This is a genomic window from Bifidobacterium castoris, assembly GCF_003952025.1.
In the GTDB taxonomy this organism is placed as follows: domain Bacteria; phylum Actinomycetota; class Actinomycetes; order Actinomycetales; family Bifidobacteriaceae; genus Bifidobacterium; species Bifidobacterium castoris.
Window position 1 is genome coordinate 177,561 of the sequence record NZ_QXGI01000005.1, and the last position, 23,139, is coordinate 200,699.

At 60.9% G+C, this 23,139-nt stretch carries 16 protein-coding genes; 6 read left to right on the forward strand and 10 right to left on the reverse strand.

What is annotated here, in order from left to right:
• Positions 1-80: 80 nt before the first annotated feature.
• From D2E22_RS10795 to D2E22_RS07205, 3 genes are all read right to left on the reverse strand, one after another.
• Positions 81-518 (reverse strand): hypothetical protein, encoded by a 438-nt coding sequence (locus tag D2E22_RS10795; RefSeq protein ID WP_241218289.1) that lies wholly within the window; start codon positions 516-518, stop codon positions 81-83.
• A 68-nt stretch (positions 519-586) separates the two neighbouring features.
• Positions 587-793, reverse strand: a complete 207-nt coding sequence (locus D2E22_RS10800) for a hypothetical protein (protein WP_241218291.1) — start codon at positions 791-793, stop codon at positions 587-589.
• 48 nt (positions 794-841) lie between these two features.
• Positions 842-4,432 (reverse strand): thiol reductant ABC exporter subunit CydD/CydC, encoded by a 3,591-nt coding sequence (locus tag D2E22_RS07205; RefSeq protein WP_126032416.1) that lies wholly within the window; start codon positions 4,430-4,432, stop codon positions 842-844.
• Between the two features lie 259 nt (positions 4,433-4,691).
• Between D2E22_RS07205 and D2E22_RS07210 the strand changes: the two genes are divergently transcribed.
• Both D2E22_RS07210 and D2E22_RS07215 read left to right on the forward strand, forming a co-directional pair.
• Positions 4,692-6,512, forward strand: coding sequence for an AMP-dependent synthetase/ligase (locus tag D2E22_RS07210; protein ID WP_126032417.1), 1,821 nt, complete (start codon positions 4,692-4,694; stop codon positions 6,510-6,512).
• Positions 6,513-7,401: 889 nt separating this feature from the next.
• Complete coding sequence (locus D2E22_RS07215) at positions 7,402-7,965, forward strand: arsenate reductase/protein-tyrosine-phosphatase family protein (RefSeq protein ID WP_126032418.1); 564 nt, start codon at positions 7,402-7,404, stop codon at positions 7,963-7,965.
• Between the two features lie 4 nt (positions 7,966-7,969).
• Here D2E22_RS07215 and D2E22_RS07220 read toward each other — a convergent pair whose 3' ends face one another.
• Both D2E22_RS07220 and D2E22_RS07225 read right to left on the reverse strand, forming a co-directional pair.
• Positions 7,970-8,857, reverse strand: coding sequence for a beta-1,6-N-acetylglucosaminyltransferase (locus D2E22_RS07220; protein WP_126032419.1), 888 nt, complete (start codon positions 8,855-8,857; stop codon positions 7,970-7,972).
• 16 nt (positions 8,858-8,873) lie between these two features.
• Positions 8,874-9,872, reverse strand: coding sequence for a glycosyltransferase family 2 protein (locus D2E22_RS07225; RefSeq protein ID WP_126032420.1), 999 nt, complete (start codon positions 9,870-9,872; stop codon positions 8,874-8,876).
• 138 nt (positions 9,873-10,010) lie between these two features.
• Between D2E22_RS07225 and D2E22_RS07230 the strand changes: the two genes are divergently transcribed.
• Both D2E22_RS07230 and D2E22_RS07235 read left to right on the forward strand, forming a co-directional pair.
• Entirely contained in the window at positions 10,011-10,991 is a 981-nt protein-coding gene (locus tag D2E22_RS07230; protein WP_164518457.1) for a polysaccharide pyruvyl transferase family protein, read from the forward strand.
• 44 nt (positions 10,992-11,035) lie between these two features.
• The gene (locus tag D2E22_RS07235; protein ID WP_126032422.1) at positions 11,036-12,529 is read left to right on the forward strand and encodes a lipopolysaccharide biosynthesis protein; all 1,494 of its coding nucleotides are present in this window, start codon (positions 11,036-11,038) and stop codon (positions 12,527-12,529) included.
• Between the two features lie 8 nt (positions 12,530-12,537).
• Here D2E22_RS07235 and D2E22_RS07240 read toward each other — a convergent pair whose 3' ends face one another.
• Both D2E22_RS07240 and D2E22_RS07245 read right to left on the reverse strand, forming a co-directional pair.
• Positions 12,538-13,689, reverse strand: a complete 1,152-nt coding sequence (locus D2E22_RS07240; protein WP_164518458.1) for an acyltransferase family protein — start codon at positions 13,687-13,689, stop codon at positions 12,538-12,540.
• Positions 13,690-13,733: 44 nt separating this feature from the next.
• On the reverse strand, positions 13,734-14,900 hold the full coding sequence (locus tag D2E22_RS07245; protein ID WP_338142155.1) for a glycosyltransferase family 2 protein: 1,167 nt from the start codon (positions 14,898-14,900) through the stop codon (positions 13,734-13,736).
• On the opposite strand from D2E22_RS07245, the gene D2E22_RS07250 reads away from it, so the two are divergent.
• A complete protein-coding gene (locus D2E22_RS07250) occupies positions 14,845-18,099 on the forward strand; it encodes a leucine-rich repeat domain-containing protein (protein WP_164518459.1) in 3,255 nt (1,084 codons plus the stop codon). The two genes, D2E22_RS07245 and D2E22_RS07250, sit on opposite strands and share 56 nt — an antisense overlap.
• Positions 18,100-18,114: 15 nt before the next feature.
• On the opposite strand, the gene D2E22_RS07255 is transcribed toward D2E22_RS07250, so the two are convergent.
• Genes D2E22_RS07255 through D2E22_RS07265 form a run of 3 tightly spaced genes read right to left on the reverse strand, consistent with a single transcriptional unit; the run spans position 18,115 to position 21,452 of the window.
• Positions 18,115-19,242 (reverse strand): glycosyltransferase, encoded by a 1,128-nt coding sequence (locus tag D2E22_RS07255; RefSeq protein WP_126032426.1) that lies wholly within the window; start codon positions 19,240-19,242, stop codon positions 18,115-18,117.
• A complete protein-coding gene (locus D2E22_RS07260; protein ID WP_126032427.1) occupies positions 19,239-20,411 on the reverse strand; it encodes a glycosyltransferase in 1,173 nt (390 codons plus the stop codon). Before D2E22_RS07260 ends, D2E22_RS07255 begins: the two co-directional genes overlap by 4 nt.
• A gap of 45 nt (positions 20,412-20,456) precedes the next feature.
• Positions 20,457-21,452: an EpsG family protein gene (locus D2E22_RS07265; protein ID WP_164518460.1), complete on the reverse strand. Its 996-nt coding sequence runs from the start codon at positions 21,450-21,452 to the stop codon at positions 20,457-20,459.
• A gap of 447 nt (positions 21,453-21,899) precedes the next feature.
• Here D2E22_RS07265 and D2E22_RS07270 point away from each other — a divergent pair, with 447 nt between their 5' ends.
• Entirely contained in the window at positions 21,900-22,913 is a 1,014-nt protein-coding gene (locus D2E22_RS07270; protein ID WP_206431392.1) for a glycosyltransferase family 2 protein, read from the forward strand.
• The last annotated feature ends 226 nt before the right edge of the window (positions 22,914-23,139 follow it).

Sequence of the window (23,139 nt, forward strand, 5' to 3'; positions counted from 1 at the left end):
GATATAACAAAAGCTGAGGGTGGCCCGTGCAACGCACGGGCCACCCTCATAACGTCCTATCTACACACAGACCGACAGCTTCATAGACTGTCGCGCACTGCGGTCACTACATCGTAGTTGACAGCATGAATGCGTTCATCTGCAAGCATTTCCGCGATAGTCATCCACATGCACCGGTGACCACCAATCTCAAACTCGCCGTCCAGTGACCAATGCTCCGGAAGTGTCTGCACGTCACCCGAGTAGATGCGGTAGCGATAGTGCCGTTCCTCGTCATGCTCGGTGGAGTATTTCGTACTCTCCTCAGTACCGCGCATCGCGAGCTCGCAATCTTGCGTGGAAACCTTGAACTCGACGCTCAAATAGTTCCGCAGATCACGCTCGTCATCCTGAATATCCGGAGTGGAACGACGGTTCGGGAAGAACCAGCAATCCCAATCGACGTCATAATACAGTAGATACTGATTCGAGTCAGGAACGCCGGGCTGTCTAATCGCGACGATGGAACTACTAATCATCTTCCCGGCTATCTCCTTATACAAAATCTCAACAGTGAAACGGTGCCTCACATGTTCCACTATTTTTTTCATATGCCCCATATCCCGTAACCAACAGACCGAAGCCAAGCATCATCCCATTTACAGATTGCGTTAGACACTGCCCATGCCGCAGGGATATAGAACACACCTGTGATGAAGATGAGGATCGAGTCCCAAAGGGGACGCACGCCGATTTGCGTACGATGCTTATCAAGCACCGCGCGCAAATCGCTCTCTCGAATCATCAACATCATGCGTCACCATTGTACATAGGCCCATTTAGACAACGGGACCGCTCACCCTCACACCACGCGCACTTCGTCGGCGATCTTCATCGTTGATTCCCGGTGCGAGACGAGCACGACGGCGGCGCCGCTCTCCTCGACCAAGCCGTTGATCGACTGCAGGATGTACGCCTCGTTGAGCGAATCAAGCCGGCTCGTCGGTTCGTCGAACAGATAGAGCCGCGCGTCGCGCAGGAACATCCTCGCCAGGCCGATGCGTTGGCGTTCACCTTCCGAAAGCCGGCCGCCAAGTTCGCCGACCGGCGTCTCGACGCCTTGCGGCAGGCTTTCGACGAGCCGCAGCACCGATGCCTTGCGCAGCGCCTCGCGGATTTCGCCATCGCTCGCCTCCGGCGCCGCAATCCGCAGATTATCGGCGATCGTGCCGTCGAACAGATACGTCTCCTGGCTCATCATCGTCTGCAGCCTGCGCCGCGCATGCGCGTCCACAGCCGGCAGCGTGTCCCCGGAAAGCGTGACGACGCCCGATTGCGGATCCCAGTAGCGCATCAGCAGCTTGAGCATCGTCGACTTGCCGCGCCCGCTCGGTCCCTGCAGACCGAGGATGCCCGACACCGGCGCGTCGAGTGTCACATCGTCGAGCACCGGCGCACCGTCGCCGTAGGCGAAGGTCACGTCGTCCATCCGCATGCCGTCATACTGCGGCGCGAGCGTTCCGCGTTCGACGACCGCAGGCGTCTCATCCATCAGCGCGAACAGACGCCGCGCCGATGCGAAGGTCTGCGTCAGGCTTGCCGGCAACGCGCTCAATGCGAGCGTCGGTCCGAACGAACTGACGACGAGCACGAGCGCCGTCACTGCGGCAGTCATGTCGGCGTTCGTCGTCAACGCCAGCGCGAGCGTCAGGAACGCCGCGGCCGCCGAGACGAGCACGATGATGACGTGATCGAGTCCGCCGTAGGTCGCGTTGCGTGCGCTGAGCTCGACGCGCTGCGTCCACAGCGCACGCGAACTGCGCTCGATCCGAGACAGCCGCGCTTCGCCCTGACCGAAGCGGATGATCTGCTCCAGACCGTGCATGTCGTCGAGCACCATGTCGTCCAACCGGGCCGATTCCTTGCGGATGCGGCCGCCGACGCCGTGCAACGCCCCGGCGAACAGCTTCGGCACGACGACGCCGATGAGCAGATGCGCCACGATGAGCAGCAGCGCGAACCACGGGCTGAGGAGCAGCAGCGCGACCGTGTAGATGAGAGTCGTGGAGATTGCGATGACGGTCGGTGAGATCGTATGCGCGAAGAAGATCTCGAGCAGCTCCACGTCGGTCGTGACCATCGAGACGAGGTCGCCCTTGCCTTTGCCGGCGAGCTTCGCCGGCGCGAGCCTGCGCAGCGCCGCGAACATCTTCGCGCGGAACAACGCGAGCAGCCGGAACGCCAGATTGTGGTTCATGTACTGTTCGCAGTAGCGCATCGCGCCGCGGATGAGCGCGCAGACGATCATCAACGCGAGCGCCCATCCGGCGCCCATCCCCCACACCGGTCTGCCGAGGGCCGCGAACAGCGCCATCGTGCCGAATACCGGCAGGAAGGTCGCGGCGATGTGCCCGAGCGTGCCGAAGACGCATGCGACGATCATCAGCGGCCGCAGCGAGCCGACCTGACCGAGCAGCCGCCCGATGAGCCGCATCGTCGGCATTTCCTCGTGCGGCGCATCCTTCTTCGCCGCCTGCGTCGTCGGCGCCGGAGAGTCGGAGCCATCGGCCTGCACGCCGCGCGACTGCGCCGTCATATCCTGCGCATACCGGATGCCGGCGTGTTCCTTGCGTTTGCCGACCTGTTCGACATCCTGCTGCGTCCGGAACATCGTCGCATACACGCCGTCGGCGGCGATGAGCGCGTCGTGGGCGCCGGTCTCCACGCAGCCGCCGTCGGCGAACACGGCGATGGTGTCCGCGGCGACGGCGTCGGCGAGCCTATGCGTGATGAGCAGCACCGTCTTGTGTTCGGCGAGCTTGTGCACTGTCTCCATGATGAGCCGTTCGCTGTCCGCGTCCACCGAACTCGTCGCCTCGTCGAAGATCATGATCGGCGTGTCGCGCAGCAGTGCACGAGCCACGGCGACGCGCTGACGTTGACCGCCGGAGAGGTTCGCCGCGTCCTGTTCGATCCGCATGTCCAATCCGTCGGACTGCGCGTCGATAAAGTCGAGGATGTGGGCGTCGGCGAGCGCGCGCCGCAGTTCCTCGTCGGTCGCGTCCGGCTTCGCCATCAGCAGGTTGTCGCGCAGCGTGCCGGCGAACAGATGGCTGCGGGCGCCGACGATCGAGACGGCGTGCATCAGCGCATCCTCGCTGCAGTCGCGCAGCTCAACCGTCGCGTTGCCGTCGGCGAACCGCAGCGAGCCCGTGTATCCTTCGAGTTCCCCGGCGATGAGCGCCGCCAACGTCGATTTTCCCGATCCTGATTCGCCGACGATCGCCGTCAGCGAGCGCGCCGGCATCGTCAACGTGACGTCATGCAACGCCGGCTTGGCGTCGTCCTCCCCGTACGCGAATCCGAGCGATTCGGCGCGCACGCCGAGGTCGGCGCCGGCAGGCAGCGTTTGCGCGCCGTATTGCGGCCCGGGTACGTCAAGCAGCGCGAAGATGCGTTTGCTGGAGGTCATGCCGTTCATCGCGACATGGAAGTACGAGCCGAGCTGGCGCAGCGGCAGGAAGAAGTCGACGGCCATCAGGATGACGAAGAGGACGCCGGACAGGCCGAGCAGCGGATCGGCGAGGCGCGGAGTCGAGACGAACAGGTCGCCGAAGGCCTGATTGCCGCCGTGCATGAACTGCCAGACAGCCACGAAGATGCCGGCCGCGGTGCCGCCGTAGGCGACGACGTCCATCGCCGTCAGCGAGCGCAGCTGGATCTGCAGCACGCGCATCGTCATGACGCGGAACTCCTCGGCCTCGCGGTTCATCTTCTCGGCCGCGCGTCCGTCCGCGTCGAAGGTCTTGAGCGTCTCGAGCCCCTGCAGGTCGTCGAGGAACACGGCGCCCATGTCCGTGTATTTGCCCCAGTATTTGCGGAAGGTCTTCGCCGTGCGCATCGCGATGAGGCCGACGATGATGACGATGAGCGGCGCGCAGACGAGCAGCGTGACGGCGGTCGGCATGTTGACCGGCGCGATGACGGCGAACAACGTCAGCGGCGCAAGAATCGCGAAGCCGAGCTGCGGCAGGAACGATTCGAAGAAGCTCTGCACCTGGTCGACGCCTTCGCCGGTGAGCTGCACGACGTCCGACGTGCGCGTGTGCTGCGCGTACGACGGTCCGAGCGACAGCATCTTCCTGTACAGCGCCGAGCGCAGGCCGAGTTTGACGCGCTCCGCGGCCAGGGTGCCGAGCTTCGTCGCGAACCTATGCGCGACAAAGCGCACGACGGCGATGACGAGGAACATGACGACCGACGGCCAGAACTCCGTGACGTTCGCCGCGAACGCAAGGTCGTCGCCGGCGTAGCGGACGAGCGGCGCGACGATGCCGACGATGCTCGCCGCGAGCGCGATGTCCGCGAGCAGCCCGATCCACAGGAAGACGACCTTGCCTATGACGAGTTTCCTGACTCCCGGTACGAGCGTGAAGAGCCGCTTGTCGACCATCGTTCCTCCTGAGCTTCGATTGTTCGTTCATCGGTGCGCGATGCGAGACCATTCGCCAATCTAGCAGCATCGCGCCGTGCTGAACAGAGGTGCTTGGCAACTTTTTCGTGACGCCGCCCACGTTTCGGGCACCGCAGATCGCTTGTCCATTCGCACAAATCAGTTTTCGCGAGTCTTGTCCCTTCGTACAATGCCGCGCCGCATCCCTGCCGGTTACGATGACGTAGCTTACGCGAACGTTTTCAGGACAGGACCCTCCATGCTCACCGAATACACGACGCCCGGCGCGGCGCTCACCGTCTCCGATTCCACGACCGTCTACTCGATGCTCACCGACCGCATCGCCACGACCGGCCCCGACCTCCCGCTCGTGGAGTACAAAAACGCTTCCGGCGCATGGACGACGATGACGGCCGGCGATTTCAATGATCGCGTCCGTGCGATCGCGAAGGGTCTGATCCAGTTCGGCATTGCGAAGGGCGACGCCGTCACGATCTTCTCGGCGACGCGCATTGAATGGGGGCTGTTGGATTTCGCGCTCGCCGCGATCGGCGCCGTGACGGTGCCGATCTACGACACCGACTCGGCCGCGCAGGCGCAGCGCATCCTCAATGACGCCGACGTGAAGCTCGCGGTCGCCGACAACCAGCAGCGTTTCGACGCGCTCGACTCGGTGATCGACGCCTGCCCGACGCTCGAACGCATCCTGATGCTCGACGCGAAGGCGCTTGAAGCACTTGAAGGCCTCGGCGTCATGGTCTCCGACGAGGAGCTCGACGAACGCATCGCCGCTGTGCGCGCCGACGATCTGGCGACGATCGTCTACACGTCGGGATCCACCGGCACGCCGAAGGGCGTCGAGCTGACGCATAGGAACTTCACGAGCATCACGCGTTCGGCCCAGCAGTGCATGCCGAAGGTCATCGAAGGCGAGGCGCGGCTGCTGCTGTTCCTGCCGCTCGCGCATTGCTTCGCGCGTATGATCCAGTACTTCACGATCGCCTCCGACGAAGGCGTCGTCGGCTATCTGGGAGACACGAAGACGCTGCCCAAGGACATGCAGGTCTTCCAACCGACCTTCGTGCTCGCCGTGCCGCGCGTGTTCGAGAAGGTGTACAACGCGGCATCGCGCAAGGCCGGTACCGGTTGGAAAGGCCGCATGTTCCTCAAGGCGGCGGCCGCGGCGATCGATTGGTCGAGGATGGAGCAGGACGGCGTCAGGCCGACGCTCAGGCAGCGCGCCGAGCATGCGAAGTACGAGACGACCGTCTACCGCACGATCCGTTCGGCCTTCGGCCCTCGGATCAAGTATCTTGCATCGGGCGGCGCGCCGATCAGCGACGACCTGCTGCATTTCTTCAACGGCATCGGCATTCCGATGATCCAGGGCTACGGCATGACCGAAACGGCGGCCCCGTTCGCGTTCACGCGCGTCGAGGATCTCGCGATCGGCTCGGTCGGCCAGCCGGTGCCCGGCTCGTCGGTGCGCATCTCCCCGGACGGCGAACTCGAAGTGCGCGGGCAGAACGTGTTCCGCGGCTACCACAACCTTCCCGAGAAGACGGCCGAATCGCTCACCGAAGACGGATGGCTGCGCACCGGCGATCTCGCGCGGATCGACGACGACGGCCACATCACGATCACCGGCCGCGCGAAGGACATCATCATCACGGCCGGCGGCAAGAACGTCTCCCCGATTCCGATGGAACAGCAGATCAGCGCATGCCCGATCGTCGAACACGCCGTCGTCATCGGCGACGGACGCCCATTCGTCTCCGCCCTCGTCACGCTCGACCCGGAGGGCGTGGCGAGCTGGCTGCCGACGCAGAAGCTGTCCGCCGATCTGACGATTGACGAGGTCGCCGCGCTGCCGGAGACGGCCGCCGAGATCCAGCGCTACGTCGACCTCGCGAACGCCGACGTCTCACGCGCCGAATCGGTAAGGAAGTTCGCCGTGCTCCCCGTCCAGCTCACCCAGGACAACGGCTGCCTGACGCCGTCGCTCAAGGTTGTGCGGCCGAAGGTGAACGAGGCGTTCAAGGAGGTCATCAATGGGGATGTGTATGCGGGGAAGCAGTGAGGTCATTTAGGCGGAGCGGGAAGATGCGATTTAGACAAGTATTTGCCCACGTTCTTAGACAGTGGGCGCAGTTGACGCATTGCCGCATTCTGCACAATCTCGCAGATCTCGGGAACAGCGCTCGGAAGAGCCTCATCCTAGGCTTTCGCGATACATTCTGCCCTAAAGCATTCGAAAAGTGGCATGAACTGCTTATCCGTGAGGATATATTGCGCTATAGTACCATTGGATCTCAAGCTAAAAGTTGATGGCATAGATAAAATTCCTTTCTCCGCTCGACGCAATCTATCCTTCAACAAATGGCGCGTCCGATTAGGAAGTTTCTTGATGTTCCCCGGCGTAAGCATGGCGCGAAATAGCTGCGCATGCGCAATTCCGGCGCAAGCGCACACACATTCATTTTCATAAGCATATGCACAACTCGACTTACTACCGTCTTCATGGATATTAATGAACGGCACAGTGAAATCTACTTCATGCTTGATAGGAAGTACCATTACCCTTCTCAGTGTTCTCCAAACCATCTCCCCCTCACCAGTATTAGCGAAGAAGTAATAGTGAGTTTAAACATAGAACTCTCCACAAGTAAAAGCATTGAAACCACAACGGTTTATCGGCGTATCGCCCATGTAGTGACAGCGTACATGAATGCAATTCGCATCCCTAGACTTTATCAAGATTCAAACTATCTTTTCAGATATAGACCATATGCTATTCCGGACTCAATTATTCCGCTTCGTTTGCCTCGGCGCTAGTTGTATTTTGTCAATTAACGTCCACGCCACGGACAGGCGATTACCGGCCGATCCTGATATCCGGATTGGTCGGTAGTCTTATCCATGATTGATTTCGGTCTGCTGACTGGCGCTATAGCCCGAAAGGACACCGCATGCATGTACTGTTCGTGTGCACCGGCAACATCTGCCGCTCGCCTATGGGCGAGCTCATGTTCCCGCTGTTCTTTCACGACGATTCGATCACGACGGACAGCGCCGGAGTGCAGGGGCTCATCGGTAGCCCGATCGACCCGTCGAGCGCACGGCTCATGCAGATGGACGGTATCGATACATCAGCGTTCCGCTCCAAGCGGCTCACGCCACAGCTCGCGATGGGCAGCGATCTCATCCTGTGTTTCACCGAGCACCAGCGCAAGAAGATCGTCGAACTCGCGCCACGCAGCCGCAGCCGCACATTCCTGCTGACCGACTTCGCCGACCTGTGCGCCTATTGCGCGCAGAATAATCTGATTGAAGGCGACATGCTCGCGGACCGTCTGGATTCGGTACTCGCGAATGCGTCGCTCGTGCGTCCGATGCTGCCGCCGGCTCATGACATCGACGACCCATACCGCAAGGAGTTCCCCGCCTTCGAAACCGCTCACCAGCAAATCGGCGAAGCCTTCGCGACGATCGCCGACGCGCTCGAACCGGCCAAAGGCGCGCACGCGAGCTGACCAATCAGCGCGTGCGCAATGCATCGGCGATCTTCCGGATAATTGCCGAGTCCACGCGCTCGTCGAACTTGCGTGCGAACAACTGCGGCGACGCCATCAGCTCGTCGTAATCCTGCGACCGGAACACATAGGGGGCGCCGCGTTCCCAATCAATGAGCCTGAGATTGTCGCCATGGCCATCGCCGTTCGGGTCGTACAGGTTGCCCGCGAACGGCGAGTTGAGCACCATCGTCTGGATGAACAGCTCGTCCGAGCAGTAGCTTGATCGGAACGTGCGTTCCACCAGCGGCTCCTGTTCCGTCAGATAGCGGCCGAATTCAGCCGTGATGCTGAACCATTGGCTTCCTTTGCCGATCTCCTTGAGCCCCGAACCTTTGAGCCGGTCCACATGCAGCAGTTTCTGCGCCTTGCTCAACACCCGCGTGGGCAGATCGTCCTTCCTGCCCGTGCGCTCCTGCCAAGGATGCCGGATGGCGATGCGCTCCTTGATGGCATCCATGCGCCCGTCATTGGCATTGCGGTAGACGAAGGCAATGAACTCCTTGCCGTCATGCTCCTGCAGGAACCGGCAGATCTCATCGTTGGTCTTGATCGGCAGGTCCGCGCCGGACAACAGATGCAGATAACCATATGGTTCACCGGATTGCAGTGCCGCCCGGATGAGTCTCATCTCGCAGCGCACCTGGCTATAGCCTCCCCATGCCACCGGAATCGGTTCCACGATCGTGAGCTTGGATTTGCGCACATATCGACTCAGGTCGGGAATCTCGGTACGCGGGGTTTTCGCGTCGATATGTAGATACAGGTCGTTGCGGTCATCGTCGAGCAAGCGCAGCAACGTACCAAGCTGGTCGAAGTTGGTGTAGGCCATGATGAGATATGCGTGTCGCATGAATACACTCCCCCGTTCAGCCCAGATGGTCGAAGGCCCACCGCGCCGGAGCAAAGGCGCCGCGGTACAGCATGAGCTTGAGATACCCCTTGGGGTTCAGCCCCCGGTACACTCCGGCGGCGCGTAGATGTGCGCGATACCGCTGATAGTTCGCGCGCACTTCCTCAAGCGGCATCGTTCCGGCCGACGCCATGATCTTCTCGTTGATATAGAACACCGTGCCGACCGTCTCCCGGTACAAGTGCACCGGTTCCACATGCGCCAGATCCCGGCAGACTCCGATCGCATACTCGTGCACCGTCCAGATGTCGTTGAGCTTGCCTTGCGAGACCTTCGTCTGCAGACTGCCGGTGCGGGCCATGCGATAACAGTACAGCGGCGCATGCACGACGGCTATCCGGTTCGACGCGCAGATCGCATCGGTGACGGCGGGATAATCCGAGCAGGTGCGCAGCTGCGGAATCGTCATCGACTCCATCGTGGTCCGCGTAAACATCTTGCCCCAGAGTTCCGGCCGCACCGCATGATCGTCGTCCACGAAGAAGCGGTCGCAGAGCCTGGAGGCGGCCTCCCGGCGTCCAATGACCTCTTCGGACATGCTGTCCTGTACAGATAGGGATGGCTCGTCGCCATCCTCGAAGTTCTGTGCGCGGCATACGGCCATGTCCGCGCCATGCTCCGTCAACGCCCGCACGAGACGTTCCAGATACGTGGCATCCAGCAGATCGTCCGGATCGGCGAAGGTGATGAATGTTCCCCTCGCCTTGGCGAGCGCGGACCGACGCGCTCCTGCGACACCTTGGTTCTCGGCACGGAACAGGCGGATGCGAGAATCCTCGACGGCCGCCTGCTCACAAATCGCGGCCGTATCGTCACCGGATCCGTCATCCCATGCCACGATCTCGTAATCACCGTAGCTTTGCCGTGCCATACTTGTGAGAAAATCAGGGAGATACCGCGCCACGTCATGCATCGGAACAATGACCGAAACCGTGGGATTTCCACCCTTCTGCATCCGTTGACCTTCCTTCTAGCTGTCGCTTAATCAGCTTATCATCGACACATGCGCTTTTACGACCGAATCGTGCACGCCATCGGATTCAATAGGGTCCATAAGCTCAAGCATCTTCGCCGATATCATGATGGATTGAAGATGCATGGGCATGAGTTCCCGATCTCACCCGATACCCGTATATGTGTCCTGGTCGGCTCGGCCGATTACGGCAACATCGGCGACATCGCGATCTCCGAGGCGCAGCTGGCGTTCCTGCAGGATCATTTCCCGGGAACCGTCATCGATATCATCGGCATGCGTTTCCTCGAATACCGCCGCGCGCTCGAACGGCGTCTGACACGTCGTGACGTGCTGTGCTTCCAAGGCGGCGGCAACATGAACGACCTCTACCCGTGGTTCGAATACGAACGTTGCGAGGCGCTTGCCACCTTCCCGCACATCCGCAGCGTCATCATGCCGCAGACGATCCACTACCGGGACTGGCGTTCACCGCTGCTGCACTACTCGCAGAAGGTCTACGCGCGCTGCACCGACCTGCATATCTTCGCCCGCGAGCGCCGCTCCGAGGAACTGATGAAACGCACCTATCCGCATGCGGATGTGGAGCTTGTGCCGGACATCGTGCTCACGCTCGACCCGTCCCCGTTCATCGAGGGGTCGCCGATCCGTGACGGAATCACCGTCATTCTGCGCTCCGACCGCGAGCGCAGCCTCGATGATCAGGCGCGCGACCGCATCGAGGATATCGTCAGGGCCCGCGGGATGCAGGTGTCCCATACCGATACGGCGAGCAGCGCCAACCATCTGACGGCTGACGACCGCCGGCGTATTCTCGGCGGCATGCTCACGACCTTTGCGTCGTCGCAGGCCGTCGTCACCGACCGTCTGCATGGCATGGTGTTCGCGGCGATCACCGAGACGCCATGCGTCGTGTTCGCGAACAACAACCATAAGATCCAGGGCGTCTACCAGTGGATCAAGGATCTGCCGTACATCCGTTTCGTCGACGACGTGGACGAGCTTCCCGACGCGCTCAACGCCGTCATGGGGGCGCCGGCCGCCTATCCGCGTGAACGGATGCTTGAACATTTCCGACCGCTCATCGAGGTGCTGCGGTGAGCGAGAGGGGAAACGACACTGCGGTGAAAGGCGCCGCGCCGGATATGACAGAGCGCAAGGACGGCCATGAGGTCATGGAGCGGCTGACGAAACCGGAGTCGACGAATCCGGCGAACAAGTACAAGAATCTGCTGCTCAACATCGGCCTGTTCGCGCTCAATACGGTCGCGACGAAGCTCATCGCCTTCCTGCTGGTGCCGCTGTACACGTATTACATGACTTCCGGCGAGTTCGGCGTCACGGACATGTCGACGACGGTGATCAGCCTCGTCATGCCGTTGGCCACGTTGTCGATCTCGGAAGCCACGATGCGTTTCGCGCTCAACGACGAGGAGCACAACAAGAGCTACATCACGGTGGGCTTCATGATGGTGTCGCTGAGCTGCCTCATCGTGCTGTGCTGCCTGCCGCTGCTCAAGCTGCAGATCTTCGGCGGTCTGGACCACTACCAGTGGTTCTTCTTCATCTCCTATATCACGAACGCCTTCCAGATGCTGCTCAACAATGTGGCGCGCGCCGTGAACGAAATCAAGATTATCCCCGTCGCGTCCGTCGTCACCGCGTTGTCCACCGGCCTGTGCGCGTGGCTGTTCATCGGCGTCGTGCATGGCGGTGTCGTCGGCTATTTCTGGTCGATGATCATCGGCAATGCGCTGGGCATCCTGTTCTATCTGTTCGGCGCAAGGCTGTACCGTTTCGTCTCGTTCATCACCTTCGCACGGATCAAGGCGAATCTTCAGGTGATGCTGCGCTATTCGCTGCCGCTCATCCCGAATGCGCTGTTCTGGTGGGCCGGCACAAGCATCAATCGTTTCTTCATCACGTCGATGCTCGGCATCGCCGCCTCCGGCCTGTTCGCCGTGGGCACCAAGATTCCGACGCTGCTCAATCTCGTCTGCGGCATCTTCCAGCAGGCGTGGACGCTGTCCGCGTTCCAAGAGTACAAGCGCACCGACATCTCGTTGTTCTTTACGAAGATCTACCGCATCTTCCAGTCCGGCATGGTCCTCGCCTCCTCCGGCATCATCCTGATCGCCCCGTGGATTGCCGGCTTCATGCTGCAGAAGGAGTTCTATACGGCGTGGACGCTCGTTCCCGCTCTGCTCGTGGCGTTCTATTTCAATACGCAGAACGCGTTCTACGGCACCGTGTACACGTCGAGCATGCATACGACGACGTTGTTCACAACGACGATCTGCGGCGCGCTGACGATCGTGGCCGGCACTTATTTCCTCATCCCTCCGATGGGTCTGATGGGCGCATGCGTCGCGATGGCGCTCGGCAACTTCATCGTGCTCGTGCTGCGCATGATCTTCGCGAAACGGCTCATCGTCGTGCAGGTGCATTGGGTGACGGTGCTGCCGTCGGTGCTGCTGATGATCTCCCAGGCGGTCGTCATGACGATGCAGCCTGCCTCCTACATGCTGTGGTCGGCGGTCATCTTCGTCGTCATCGTGATCATCCAGGCGGTCGACTTGACGCCCACAGCGAAGGAACTCTATGCCAGAATTCGCCGAGGCCGCCCGCAGCAGGCCTGACGATCCCCTCACTCCGTCGAATCCGCGGCGCCGCCCTCCTGCGCCGTGCGACGACGCATGCGGCGGCCTCGCACGACCGCCGCCAGACGGTCGAACCAAGCGCCCTGATGTCGGTCCACGGTGAGGCGGAACAGGCCCTGGCGCAGCAGATCCAGCGCCAGGCACACCGCGAACACCGTCAGGATGACCAATGCGCCGGAGATGATCGGATGTGCGGAGCCGAAGATTGTCGGCAGCGGCAGATACGTCGTCCAGCATCGGAAGATCGGCGGATAGAAATGAATCAGGTACACGCCGAACGCCGAGGCGGCGAGGACGTTGACGAATACGCTGTGGAAACTGCAGCGCAGCACCAGCAGCAGAATGCCGGCGCCGATCATCATCGACGGCAGTCTCCAGTGGTCGAAGATGAACATCTGCATACCGGCCATCCGTCCCGTGGCCATAAACATGGCGTTGGCCGCCAGCAGATACACCAGTTCGACGCCGATGCCAGCACCGATCAGCGTCCAGCACGAGCGCACGCCCAGTTCCCGCATATGCCAGCGGTAGTAAGTGATGAGCGCATACCAGTAGATGAACACGAAGACGCTCGCATCAGTCAGGCCGAACTCCACATGGGGAACCAATCCCCCGACGCCCCACACGACGAGGCAGACGGCGGCAAGCTGCCCGTGCCGGCGCTTCGACAGTCGCCGCAGACCGTCGTTGAGAAACGGCAGCAGCACGAGGAACAGCGCGTATGCGGACGCGTACCACCACAGATTCGTGCTCAGCGGAAACACGCTACGCACCGCCGTCATCGCCAAGCCATCGCCCACATAGACGCCTTCATGATGCAGCACCAATGTGACGGCCAACAATGTGACACTCCAGAACAACAGCTGCCGTTCGAGGATCCAGACGCGGCGCAGACCACTCGTCAGCGTATACTCACGGTCCATCAGGAACCATACGGACATCGCGAAAAACATGAAATTGGCGACCCAACCACCGCCCATATAGACGAACTGATAGACGAGCTTCGCAATGGACATCGGCTGCTGCGCCAGCCATCCGCCGCCGCCCACATAGACATAATGGTATCCGACGACCATCAGCATCGACACTAGCCGCAGCGATTCGACGCTGGAATTGCGCTGCATGACCGTGCTCTGCACGCTACGGTGGTGTTCCCTCACGCTTCCCCCATGTCTCCCGGCCGTCATCGCAAAGCCTTCTTCAGACTGCCCAGCGCCGTCGCATACTCCTTACGATGCATCGAACGTACCGGCAGATGCAACAGGCCGCCCCACACATAGCCGCGCAACCGCTTGAGCAACGCCCGTTTTTCCGCCTGCTCTTCAGGCGGCACATCCAACCTCCGAACCGATTCGATGATGACACCGGCGCCGCGCATGACGTCGAAGCGCGCACAGTCAAACATCGTCGGAGCGACGTCCCTGACGAAAGCCAGTTCAAGGTCCGCGCGCTTCGGCCATCCAAGCCGCGTATGCAGGCTGCCGGCGCGGGTGACCGATGCGGCGTTGTCCTCGTAGTGGTACCCCCGCGAGCGCGGGATCACGGCCACACGATGCGCCTTCCACATCACGCGGATCAGCATGAGCACGTCCTCGCCGATCTTCTGGTCGGTGAACACCAATCCTTCGTAGACCGATCGGCGAACGCAGCTTGTCCACAACGTGTGCACCATCCGGTCCAGCAAAAACTGTCGCAACGGCTCGGGATGAGCATAGACGCCGGCTGCCGTGCCCGTGATGACGGCGTCCGCATCCGGATGGGCTTCCAGCTGTCTGGCGAACCCTTCGACCCAATCATCCTCGATCCAGTCGTCGCCATCCACCCACATCACCCAGTCGCCGGCCGCCGCCGCAAGTCCCGCATTACGCGCGGCTCCCGCGCCAGCATTGGCCTGATGCACGACCCTCACCCGGTCATCCTCCCGCGCATAGCGATCGCACAACGCAGGCGTTCCATCCGTCGAGCCGTCATCCACCAGCACGACCTCGATGTTCCGATAAGTTTGGCCAAGCACACTGTCGCAGCATCGGGACAGATATTGCTCAACATTGTACACAGGAATAATCACACTTATTTTGCACGTATGACATCCGATATCCATACCACCGTCCTCCTCACAGCCCATCTCCCTGAAACCATCCCATGATACCGGTAAGCGGCGAAGAACAGCGGCCGAACGACAACGGTCACGAGCCTCCCCGCGACGATTGGCGCTTTCCCCGCCGGTCGATATAATGTTCGTCCACGTATTTCCTCGATGGGGAGAAGAATCAGCGACAGGGATGGAGGGCATCATGACTCTTGCATCGTTGCGCCGGAAAACGACCGGCATCCTACTGACCTTTGCCATGGTGCCGTTCACCGCGCTTGGCGCCACCGCGCAGGAAGCACCGCAAAGCGCATCGGCGTGCTTGGCGGGGAGCAACACCTACGAACAGTGTCTTCCGGACGCGTCTCTCGCCGACGCCATAGCGAGCGCAGCGAACGCCGAGGCGAACGCCGTCATCACGACGGATGCGATTGCCTCCCTCACCTCGCTCAACGCGCGCCACGCCGGCATCAGGGACCTCACCGGCCTGGGCGCGTTCACGAATCTCACCACCGTGCAGCTGTCCAACAACGACATCGTCTCGCTCGCCCCGCTGTCGTCGCTGACGAAGCTCACCGAGCTGGAGCTCTACGACAACCTCATCGCTGATCTCACGCCGCTCTCCACGCTCACCGCGCTGACGAAGCTAGGCCTTGGCGACAACGAGCTCACCGACATCACGCCGCTCGCGCCGCTCACATCGCTCGTGACGCTCAACCTTTCACATAACGGCATCACGTCCATTGACGCGCTCGGAAACATGACGGCCCTCGAATACCTGTGGGCCTCCGGCAACGAGATCTCCAACGCGGACGTTGTCAACAACCTCACGGCGCTCAAAGGCGGCGACCTGAGCACGAACGGCGTACTCAGCGCCGCGAACATCGCGTCCGATCCGGAAGAATACCTCGTCATGACAGGACAGACGATCAAGACGGCCGTGACGGTCAAGCACGGCGACACCGTCACGGCCGCGATGCCGATCGGCTACGACGGCAAGCCCGTCACACCGATGGGCATTGACAATAGCGGCGTCTTCGATGCCTCCACCGGCCAGGTGTCCTGGCAGACGACCGCGGACATGTACAGCGGCATCACCTTCATCGCGCGGTATGAATCGCAAGGTGGCGGCAAATCCGGCGACCGTCCGTTCTCCGGCCACATCAGCGTCAAAGTGGTCTTCGAGAACGAAATGGACATGACGACGGACACCGGCGTGCCCGCGCAGCCACGCAAACACGAGCAGGTGATCACACAGGCCGTCGCGACGACATGCGACGGCACGACGACAATCGCCGGCTGCTTCCCGGATCAGGCGCTCGCGCAGGTCATCGCCAAGCAGCTCGACACCGACGTCGCACACATCATCACGGCCGGAGAGCTCGACACCATCACCGAGATCGACGCGGACAACGCCGGCATCACCGTCCTCTCGGGCGTCGAGCATCTGAAGAACCTCAGGACGGTCCATCTTTCGAATAACCAGATCAGCGACCTCACACCGTTGCGCGACTGCGAGCACCTCTACGACGTGCGTCTCTACAACGCCTCGGTCAGCGACGTCTCCGCATTGGCGAACAAGACGGAACTGTGGGGCATCGGACTGGGCAACAACTTTATCAAGGACTTCTCCACGATGACGAACGTTCCCAAGCTCGGCTGGGCGGACATCTATTCGAATCTCATCGAGGACGTCTCCTTCATCGGCCAATGGCCGAACTGCGGCGCCATCTGGCTGTCCGGAAACCCCTTCACCGATGTCTCCCCGTTGGCGAAGGCTACACAGCTCGACCGCCTGCAGCTCGAGAACAACGCAATAAGCGACATGTCGCCGTTCGCCGGATTCTCCCCCAAGCAGTATTCGATGAACGACAACCAGGGCATCAACATGGGTGACGTCACCGTCGACGCCGGCGGCGAAATCACCATCGCCACGGCGAAGGGCCATGCGGGAGGCTATCTGCGCCCGAAGAAGATCTCTCCGGAAGGGGGCGCCTACGATGCCGCGACCGGCACCGTCACCTGGAAGGACGTCTCGAACAGCGGCGTCTATTCGGTCAAGTTCAGCGAATCGGATGACCGGGACTACCTGTACAGCGGCATCGTCTACCGCAACGTCACCGTCGAGCATGCGGACAAGACGCCACCGGACATCAGCGGCGTCTTCCCCACCTATAGCACGCTCGGCGAGCCTTACGACCCGCTCTTCGGCGTGCAGGCGCACGACGACGTGGACGGCGACGTCACCGATCGCATCACCGTGCCGCTCAACGAGGTGGACATCAACAAGGAAGGCACATATCGCGTACGCTACTACGTCGAGGATTCCGCACACAACGGCAGCTGGAGCGGCCGCAGGGTCATCGTCACGACGGCCACGATCTCCTCAATCAAAGTGTGGCCAAAGTGGACCGATCCGGGAGTCGCGCCGGATATGGGCAACTACGCGGAGGCCACCTGGAGCGACGGCAACGTGACCGGCGAAGGCGTCGTCTGGGACAAGATCGACCCCGAGCAGTATGCGACGCCGGGCAATACCTTCACCGTTCACGGCAAGGTGCGCGGGCGCGATGTCTCCACCACGGTCACCGTGCGCGGCGGAGCGCCCACAATCGCCGTCGAATCGGTCATGATCAGCGGCGATGGCCTCAAGGACGACGCAATCACACTGTACACCGGCGACACAGTCGCGCTGAAGGCCACCGTCAAGCCGGACGATGCGACAAAAAAGACGGTCAGCTGGGCGTCGTCCTCCAACTACATCGCCTCGGTGAATGCTGAAGGCAAAGTCACGGCGAACAAGGTCGGCACGGCGACGATCACCGCAAGCGCGGATGGCAAGGGCGCAAGCATCACAGTGACGATTCCGGATCGTTTCTCCGACGTGCCCAACGGCAAGGCGTTCCATGACGAGATTGAATGGCTCGCCGCGAACAAGATCTCCCAAGGCAACAGCGACGGCACCTATGGATACGGCAAGACGCTATCCCGTCAGGACATGGCGATCTTCCTGTACCGCACGGCGAAGCTCGAGAAGATCGAGGGCGCCGAGTCCTTCACTCCCACGGAGGCGGATTACAAGCGCTTTGCCGATGTGAAGCAGGGGTCGTTCGCAGCCAAGGAGATCCTATGGCTCGCCAAGACCGGCATCTCGCAGGGGTCGAACGGCAGATTCAACGGCACGGCGCAGCTGACCCGTCAGGACATGGCGATCTTCCTGTACCGCTTCGCCAAGCTCGCCGGATCGAAATCCGCGACGGACTTCACACCGACTGAGGAGGACTACGCCAAATTCAAGGACGTGAAGCAGGGGTCGTTCGCAGCCAAGGAGATCCTATGGCTCGCTAGCGAGCGCATCACGCTCGGCAACTCCGACGGCACCTTCGGAGGCGGCTCGAAGCTTTCGCGCGAGGCCATGGCGGCATTCCTGTACCGGATCCACAACCATCTCGCGAAGTGACGCGGTAAGCGTTCCTCAGGGCGCCAGCAGACGGCGGTAGACGCGCCGCAACGTCTCGCTGGCGTTCTTCGCGTCATATCCGGCCTGCTCCATCCGCTCGGCCGCACGCGGCCGCGCATCCTCGTCCAATGCGCGTCCCGGAACGGACAACGCCGCGATATGGTCCGCCCAGACAGCGTCCGATGCGGACAAGGATTCGAAGCACATCGAGCCAAGCACATCCGCGTCCTTCGTGACGGTGTCCGAAGCCAATACCGGGATGCCGTTCGCTTGCGCCTCGATGAACGCGACCGGCAATCCCTCGAACAGCGACGGGAACACGGCCAGATCAGCGGCACTGTAATAGGCTCCGATATCCCGCTGACGGCCGGTGAGCTTCACATACGGTTCCAATCCCAGACGCGCAACGGTCCTCTCGATCTGCTGGCGCCGTTCCCCTTCCCCAACAAGCAGCAGGAACGCCGCAGAATCGCCTTTACGGTATTCATCGAACATCTCGACAAGGCGCGTCTGGTTCTTCTGGTCACTCAGGCGCGCTACATTGATGAGCACCGTCGCGTCGGCCGGGATATGCCAAGCTTCGCGCACCTCAAGCCGCTTGCGCCCGTCGAAGGCGAAACGTCGCACGTCGACGCCGTTGCGGACGATTGTGGAGTCCCGCGCATATGAACCGAACAGATAGGAGGCGGCGGTCTGCGAACAGGCGAGCAGGCATTGCGCACGCCTGACCATGAAGGGGCGGATCAGATAATGCAGGAACGCAAGCGGCGATTTCGACGACGGGCTCGTGTTGTGCGAATGCAGGATGCATCTGCTGCGTGGCGAGACCTTGCGCGCCAACGTGAGCGGCAGATATTTGACGAGCGAATTCTTGTTGAGATGGATGATATCGAATCCGCGGCCGTAGATCTCCTTCATATGACGTCGGTACGCCAACGATCCATATCGTTCGGGGACGGTGAGCACATGATCATCCGGGATTGACAGACGCGCAAGAATCGCCGGATCGTCGTTCTGGGCGATGCAATATACGTCGAACTCATCCTGCAGCGGCGCCACCTCGTTCTCGATGAACGCCTCGATACCTCCCCAGTTGCCGCTGATCTCCGAGATGAGGACCGAGGGCTTGGAATTTCCGCTCATGGGCGATCCTTCCCCGCATGCCGTCCGTCGAGGAGCGTCTCATACCAGGCGTTCACCTGCCGCGCGCTCTCCCTGATGTCATACCCGGCTTCGGCGAGCATTCGCACGTTGCGCCGGCGCCGCTCCTCCCCCATTAGGTCCTGTCCTGCCAATCCCAGCAGCCGTTCGGCCCACTGGCGCGGCGAGGAGGACAACGACAGGTAATCGATCAGGCCGGGAACGATGCCAACCTCCCGCGTGACCTCATCGGACACGAGCGTCGGGCAGGCCGCCGCCTGCGCTTCGATGAGGCTCAGCGGCAGGCCTTCATACTTCGACGGGAACACCATGACATCGAAGACATGGTAGAGTTCGGCGACGTCGTTCCGGGCCCCCAGGAAACGCACATGGTCGCCGATACCGAGCCTATGCGCCTCCTGTTCCAATTTACGCGTGCTCCGTCCGGAGCCGGCGCCGACAAGCAGCAACGTCGCGTCCGGCCGCTCATGCAGCAGCGACGCGAATGCCCTGAGCGTGAAGGCTTGGTTTTTCTGCACGCACAAGCGTCCCACCTGACCGACGACGAGTCCGTCACCCAGACCGAGTTCGCATTTCTTGCCCTGCACATCGGACTGCCGGGCATAGGCATCAAGCTCGATGGCGTTGCGGATGTAATGCACGCGGCCGGCGTCCACGGCACGGTCACCGTAGAGCCAACGGGCGGACAGCTCGCCGCAAGCCGCAAGATCAGTGGCCTTCCAACGGGAGAACGGACGCAGCACGTTCTTCGCCACCGTTTTGGCTATTTCGCTGGAGTGAGCCGTGCTGTGGCTGTGTACCACCCGGATGCCAACGTTTTCATGCTGGGCAACAGCAAGCGGGATAACGCTGAGCGCATTGACATTGGCATGCACGATATCCGGCTGTATCCGTGCAATAACCTGAGAAAGCTCCCGGATGTAGCGCCCCAGATGCCTGTACGGCGCCACCGTGTGAACGGCACCGCCCAATACCTCGATCTCCTCGCGCGGAATGTAGTTCGAGTCCTCCTGCACGATAAAATCGAAGCGAAAGCGGGAATGATCCGTGTATCTGAACAGGTTCATGATGGTGGCTTCGACGCCACCCTTGTTCATACGACCCATCACCTGGGCCACGCGAATTCTGTCATCCATGTCGGTTTTACTCATTTCCCTCAGTTGCTCTCGACACCAATGCGAACGAATGCATACCAGCTACCAGTATACGGTCGAAGTGTCGAAGATAAAGGTGTACGGCAGGACCTCGGAGGACCCATGCACCTGATACACCACCATCCATGCCGCAAAGCACATGATGATGAGCGTCACGGCAAGATAATAGGCCGTACCACGCAGGACAAATCGCAGCATATACGGAATGGAGATGCATTGGAAGATCATGAAATACCAGACAAAGCGGTATCCGACCGGCAACACGGTCTGCAGGAAGCAGAACGCGAGCGCAAAGCTCTGCGCCAGCAGATACCAGTTCGCCTTCTTGTCCTGACGCACACCGTTCGTTCCCAGCAAATAAATCGCCACGAAAATCAGGAACATGGCCAGATTGATCATCGTCAGACGCGTGTCCGAGTACGCAGTGTCGTATTGGCCGGTGATGTAGTAGTCGAATCGCGTGTTCATGCTGAAGCGTTCGGCGAACACGCGCACCACCGACTGCCCCATGTAGGCACAGCAGGGAAGGATCATGGAGACAACGGCCATCGCGTGGTGCGGCAGGAAGAACAGCAGGCAGAACGGTATGACGACGATGCCGCTCAGATGCAGGAAGCAGCTCAGCGCCACCAGCGCGAACGCCTTGATGCACCTGCCCTGCAGCAGGAACACGGTGCCGACGATGAACGTGACGACGGAGACGTACTGGGCCACGAAGCAGAACGAACGCAGGTAGTGGAAGGTCACGATGTACAGCGTCACCGGCAGCACGATGAACCGCGACTGCTTGCAGATCGCGTAGTACATCATGGCCACCGTATACGCGGCCATCGCGAGGAAGAACCACTGGTTGCTTTCGAACTGAGCGAAGATCCAGATGATAAAATTGAACAGCGGATCGTAATGCGGCGTATATCCAACGCGCGTCTCCTCCAGCGAAGGCACATACGAATACATGTAATCAATGCCGGTGTCGTACCGCAAACCGGCAAGCAGGATCAACGCAAGCGCGGACAACGCGATGAACGTCCTGCGCAAAGTCCGGGCTCCAGCCAGATCCAGCCGTCGGTTTGTCCGCAACTCCGCATGCGGCGTACGCTGCGCGAGGACACTCCTGAAAACCGGCATGGCCTCACGTCGGCACAGATCCGCGCAGAACGCGAAGAAGATGGCCACCGCGAATACGATTCCATACAGCATCATCTCCGGAAGTTCCCCCCATCACCGATCCACGCATGGTACCATCGCATCGTTCCGCTCTTTCCTCCTAGGCTCGCCGGTGTTGCCTGCACGCCATCAAGACCGGACCTTTTTGCACCCTGATTAGTATAACTAGCATGGCCGATTGGCGGCGCGAAGCGTTCCGTTCTTCACCTGATGTACATCGGCTCCTGTGAACGTCCTTCGACGACGGCGAGGCCCCTCACGCCGTTGCTGTAGGATGCGTAGGGAGAATCGGGAAAGCGCATCTGAGGAGAGGATACCGTGCCAAAGAGCCAGCGACCATTGGTGAGCATCATCGTGCCGATCTACAACGTGGAACATTATCTTGACGATTGCGTGCAATCGATCGTCGACCAGACCTACCCCGATCTGGAGATCCTTCTAGTGGATGACGGATCGCCGGATGGCTGCGGCGCGATCTGTGATGCATGGGCCGAAAAGGATGCACGTATCACGGCGTTGCACAAACCGAATGGAGGACTTTCCGACGCGAGGAACTACGGCATCGACCGTGCGCACGGCGAGTACGTCTACTGCGTGGATTCCGATGATTGGATCCAGCCGAACCTCGTCGAACGTGCGCTCGACGTCGCGCTCGACACCGATTCCGATCTCGTCGTCTTCGAATACAACAGCGCAAGCGACGATGGTAGCGTCGTAAGGCCCTCCGACGACGTGCAGAAGTTCCCCTCCGAGGGTCGACGCAGCTCCGAGCAGGCGCTCAAGCTGCTGTGGGACGACAAGGTGCAGAACTTCGCATGGTCCTACCTTGTGCACCGAAGCGTCTACGACACCGGCATCCGGTTCCCTAAGGGCTATCTGATGGAGGACATGGGCACGGCGTATCTGCTTTATGACGCGGCGAACGCCGTCTATTTCCTGCCTGAGCCGCTGTACAACTACCGCGTGCGCCCCAATTCGATCCTTGGCGTGAAGAGCCAGGCGATGTGTGAGGGAACCGCGCATTTCATCCAGATCATCGACCGTTTCGCCCAGTCCCATTATTATCCGCAGCTGCGCACCGAGGAGCTCAACTGGTCGATCCGCTATCTGACCGGAGCGATCATCTGGGCTTATGAATCGCGTAAGCGCTTCAAGCCCGGTGAGTACAAGGCCTTCGTGAAATCCACGAGGAAACTCGTCACCGCCCGCATCAAAGCATTGGGCATCCGCAACATGACCAACACGAACAAGGTCAAATCGCTCGCCGTGTATCTGCATTGCGTGCCGATCATGGACATCGCATCCCAACGTCGCAGCGGGCGCATGTTGTAATTCTTTCCAAAAAGCAGCGAAAAGCCGTGGATGCGGCGTGATGATTCCCATCACATCGCATCCACGGCTTTTGCATAGTCGCGGACCATACCTCGTCGCTCAGACGAGTTTGTTGAGGCGGTACAGGAACGCGGCCATCGCCGAACGCGTCAGCTTGTCACCATAACCGAACGTGCCATCCGCATTGCCCAGCGTAATACCCACCTTCGCGCACCACAGGATCTCC

Excerpts from the sequence above, each read along its gene's own strand:
- D2E22_RS07220 (WP_126032419.1), bottom strand. The coding sequence starts at position 8,857 with ATGCGACACGCATATCTCATCATGGCCTACACCAACTTCGACCAGCTT.
- D2E22_RS10800 (WP_241218291.1), bottom strand. The coding sequence starts at position 793 with ATGATGTTGATGATTCGAGAGAGCGATTTGCGCGCGGTGCTTGATAAG.
- D2E22_RS07225 (WP_126032420.1), bottom strand. The coding sequence starts at position 9,872 with ATGCAGAAGGGTGGAAATCCCACGGTTTCGGTCATTGTTCCGATGCAT.
- D2E22_RS10795 (WP_241218289.1), bottom strand. The coding sequence starts at position 518 with ATGATTAGTAGTTCCATCGTCGCGATTAGACAGCCCGGCGTTCCTGAC.
- D2E22_RS07205 (WP_126032416.1), bottom strand. The coding sequence starts at position 4,432 with ATGGTCGACAAGCGGCTCTTCACGCTCGTACCGGGAGTCAGGAAACTC.
- D2E22_RS07250 (WP_164518459.1), top strand. The coding sequence starts at position 14,845 with ATGACTCTTGCATCGTTGCGCCGGAAAACGACCGGCATCCTACTGACC.
- D2E22_RS07255 (WP_126032426.1), bottom strand. The coding sequence starts at position 19,242 with ATGAGCGGAAATTCCAAGCCCTCGGTCCTCATCTCGGAGATCAGCGGC.
- D2E22_RS07215 (WP_126032418.1), top strand. The coding sequence starts at position 7,402 with ATGCATGTACTGTTCGTGTGCACCGGCAACATCTGCCGCTCGCCTATG.
- D2E22_RS07235 (WP_126032422.1), top strand. The coding sequence starts at position 11,036 with ATGACAGAGCGCAAGGACGGCCATGAGGTCATGGAGCGGCTGACGAAA.
- D2E22_RS07245 (WP_338142155.1), bottom strand. The coding sequence starts at position 14,900 with ATGGCAAAGGTCAGTAGGATGCCGGTCGTTTTCCGGCGCAACGATGCA.
- D2E22_RS07260 (WP_126032427.1), bottom strand. The coding sequence starts at position 20,411 with ATGAGTAAAACCGACATGGATGACAGAATTCGCGTGGCCCAGGTGATG.
- D2E22_RS07230 (WP_164518457.1), top strand. The coding sequence starts at position 10,011 with ATGCATGGGCATGAGTTCCCGATCTCACCCGATACCCGTATATGTGTC.
- D2E22_RS07210 (WP_126032417.1), top strand. The coding sequence starts at position 4,692 with ATGCTCACCGAATACACGACGCCCGGCGCGGCGCTCACCGTCTCCGAT.